Genomic DNA, 3,299 nt, shown 5'->3' with positions numbered 1-3,299 from the left:
CCGCACCCCCCTGCACGCCGCGCCCCCGCCGGCGATGCAGCGCCAGCGCGTGGACCAGCCCCTCGGGCTGGGCGTGCGCGCCCTGGACACCCTCGTGCCCGCCGGGCGCGGGCAGCGCTTCGGCATCTTCGCCGGCTCCGGCGTCGGCAAGTCCTCCCTGCTGTCGATGATCGCCCGCGGCACCTCCGCGGACGTCTCCGTGCTCGCCCTCGTCGGCGAGCGCGGCCGGGAGGTCCGCGAGTTCCTCGAGGACGACCTCGGCCCGGAGGGCCTGGCCCGCTCCGTCGTCGTGGTCGCCACCTCCGACGAGGCGCCCATGGTGCGCCTGCGCGCGGCGTTCACCGCCACCGCGGTCGCGGAGTCCTTCCGCGACGCCGGCGCCGACTGCGTGCTGATGATGGACTCCCTCTCGCGCACCGCGATGGCCCAGCGCGAGGTCGGGCTGTCCGTGGGCGAGCCGCCCGCCACCCGCGGCTACCCGCCGAGCGTCTTCGCGCTGCTGCCGCGCCTGCTGGAGCGCGCCGGGCCCGGCGTCGTCGGCTCCATCACCGGCATCTACACGGTGCTGGTGGACGGCGACGACCACAACGAGCCCATCGCCGACGCGGCCCGCTCCATCCTGGACGGCCACGTCGTGCTGGACCGCAAGCTCGCCACCGCCGGGCACTTCCCGACCATCGACGTGCTGGAGTCCGTCTCCCGCGTCGCCAGCCGCGTCACCGACAAGGAGCAGCGGGCCATGGCCACCGCCCTGCGCCGCGTGCTCGCCGCCCACCGCGACGCCAAGGAGCTCATCGAGGTCGGCGCCTACCAGCCCGGCGCCAACCCCGAGGTCGACGCCGCGGTGGCCGGCCTGCCCGCGATCAACGCCTTCCTGCGCCAGGACATCCACGACATCACGCCCGGTCCCGAGGCGTGGGCGCGGCTGGCCGGGCTCGTCGCCCAGCTGGGCGGTGCCCGGTGAGCGCCAAGGCGATCCTCGCGCTGCTGAAGCTGCGCAAGGCCCAGCAGGAGGAGGCCAAGGGCAGCCTGGCCAGCGCCAACGCCGTGCTGCGCCGCGAGCAGCAGCGCTCCGCCCGGGTGCGCCGCGAGCTCGGCGACGCGCACCTGAGCGACGAGACGATGGCGGCCTGGACGGCGTCCGTGGCCCGCCGCGCCGCGCTCGTCGCCGACCTGGACGCCGCGCGCGCCCTGACCGCGCGCCTGGAGATGGACGTGAGCGCCAAGCAGGCGTCCTGGGCGCGCGCCCGGCGCGCCGAGCGCTCCCTGGAGCGCGTCGTCGAGCGCCACGAGCTGGCGCAGGAGCAGGCCGCGCTGGCCGCGGACCAGCGCGCCCTGGACGACCGCACCGTCGCAGAGTTCGCCGCCCGCGCCCGCCGGCGCGCCGAGTCGGAAGGGGGCACGCCGTGAGCGGGGTCGCCGAGGTCCAGTCCCGCATCGCCGACATCGAGTCGCGCATCGCCGCCCTGAGCGGCGGCTACGGGCAGTCGCTGAGCCAGACCACCGGCGCCACCGCCGCCACGTCGGCCGCCCCCGCCGCGTCGGCCACGTCCGGCTCCGCCTTCGCCGGCGTCCTCGCCGGCAGCGGCGGGGGGGTGGCCCGCGCCACCCGCAGCGTCAACGCCGCCTGGACCGGCCCGGCCCCGGCCCCCGCCGGCGCCTCCACCGGTGAGCAGCTGCTCGCGGTGGCGAAGAAGTACACCGGCGTGCCCTACAAGTGGGGCGGCACCACCCCCGCCGGCTTCGACTGCTCCGGGCTGATCCAGTACTCCGCCAAGCAGCTCGGCGTCACGCTGCCGCGCACCGCGCGCGAGCAGGCCAAGGTCGGCACCGCCGTCCCCAGCCTGGCCCAGGCCGAGCCGGGCGACCTCGTCGTGCTCGAGAACGGCTCCCACATCGGCATCTACGTCGGGAACGGGCAGATGCTGCACGCCCCGAAGACGGGCGACGTCGTGAAGATCTCCAAGGTCTGGGAGACCCCCCTGACCATCCGGCGCCTCGGGACCACCGCGGCCACCACCGCCGCCGCGGGCCTGGCCACCGCCGCCCTGCTCACCGGAGCCGCCGGCACCGGCGGCACCACGAGCACCAGCTACGTGCGCCCGGCCTCCCTGGCGGCCACCAGCGCCAAGTCCGCCCCGTACGACGCGGCCTTCAGCGCCGCCGAGGTCAAGCACGGCCTGCCCGCCGGCCTGCTGTCCGCGGTCGCCAAGCAGGAGAGCGGCTACGACCCGAACGCCAAGAGCCCCGCCGGCGCGATCGGCCTCATGCAGTTCATGCCGGCCACCGCCAAGGGCGTCGGCATCGACCCGACCGACCCGTTCCAGGCCATCGACGGCGCCGGCAAGCTCCTCGCCTCGCACCTGAGGACCTTCGGCTCCGTGGAGAAGGCCCTGGCCGCCTACAACGCCGGCCCGGGCAACGTGCGCAAGTACGGCGGCATCCCGCCGTTCAACGAGACCCAGAACTACGTCAAGAAGATCATGGCCACCCTCCAGAGCACCGGGAGCGCCGCGTGAGCACACCGACCATCTCCACGCTGACGGGCACCGGCCCCGTCCCCGCGCGCGAGACCCGGCGGGGCGGCGCCGACGCCGGCGCCGACTTCGCGCGCTCCTTCGGCCGCGCCGTCGACGAGCTCGACCAGCGCGCCACCGACGCCGAGGCGCTCGACCGCGCCGGCGAGCGCGCCGCGGACCGCGCTGCCGAGCGCGCCGCGGACCGCGCTGCCGAGCGCGCCGCCCAGCGCGGGACCGGGCGCCGTGACGAGCGCGGCGGTGACCTCGCCGCCGACCTCGCTGCTGAGCGCGCCGCCGAGCGCGCCGCCGAGCGGTCCGAGCGGGCCGCGGCGCGCGAGCAGCGCCGCCACGACGCGGCGCTGCGCCCGCGCGGCCTGCGCTCCACCCAGCCCACGACCGCCGAACGCGCTGCCGGGCGCACCACCGACCGCGCCGGCGAGGCCACCGCGCCCGCGGCCCGAGAGGCCCGCGACGTCCGCGGGGACGACGCGCGCGGTGAGGAGGAGGGCGCGGCCGTCGCCGCGCAGGGCGTCCTCGACCCCGCGCTGCTCGCCGCGGTGGCCGTGCCGCCTGCTCCCACCACCCCCCTCGCCGTGGCAGCCGACGGCACCACCGGTGCCGCTGGTGCCGCCGGTGCCGCTGGTGCCGCTGGTGTCGTCGGTGCCCCCGGGAACGGCGCACCGGCGCCCGCGGCCGTCCCCACGGGCCCCGCGGGCCCCGCAGGCCCCACGGGCAGCACGGCCAGCACGGGCACCGTCGGCACCGTGGCCGCCCCGGTCG

3 protein-coding genes and 1 pseudogene are annotated in these 3,299 nt (G+C 77.6%); all 4 read left to right on the top strand.

Annotated features, from left to right (window positions below; translation table 11 throughout):
* On the top strand, nucleotides 1-964 hold a 964-nt coding region (locus GTR00_RS17430), incomplete at its 5' end, for a FliI/YscN family ATPase (RefSeq protein ID WP_166612848.1).
* Nucleotides 961-1,410 (top strand): hypothetical protein, encoded by a 450-nt coding sequence (locus GTR00_RS17425; RefSeq protein WP_166612847.1) that lies wholly within the window; start codon nucleotides 961-963, stop codon nucleotides 1,408-1,410. The genes GTR00_RS17430 and GTR00_RS17425, both read left to right, overlap by 4 nt.
* Entirely contained in the window at nucleotides 1,407-2,519 is a 1,113-nt protein-coding gene (locus tag GTR00_RS25180; RefSeq protein WP_166612846.1) for an NlpC/P60 family protein, read from the top strand. Before GTR00_RS17425 ends, GTR00_RS25180 begins: the two co-directional genes overlap by 4 nt.
* Nucleotides 2,516-3,299 (top strand): annotated as a pseudogene (locus tag GTR00_RS17415) (hypothetical protein); the annotation flags it as partial. The gene GTR00_RS25180 and the pseudogene GTR00_RS17415, both read left to right, overlap by 4 nt.

The sequence above is a fragment of the Kineococcus indalonis genome, assembly GCF_009906395.1.
Taxonomy (GTDB): Bacteria; Actinomycetota; Actinomycetes; order Actinomycetales; family Kineococcaceae; genus Kineococcus; species Kineococcus indalonis.
Note: the sequence above shows the minus strand (reverse complement) of the source record. Positions and strands in the feature narration are given on the sequence as shown.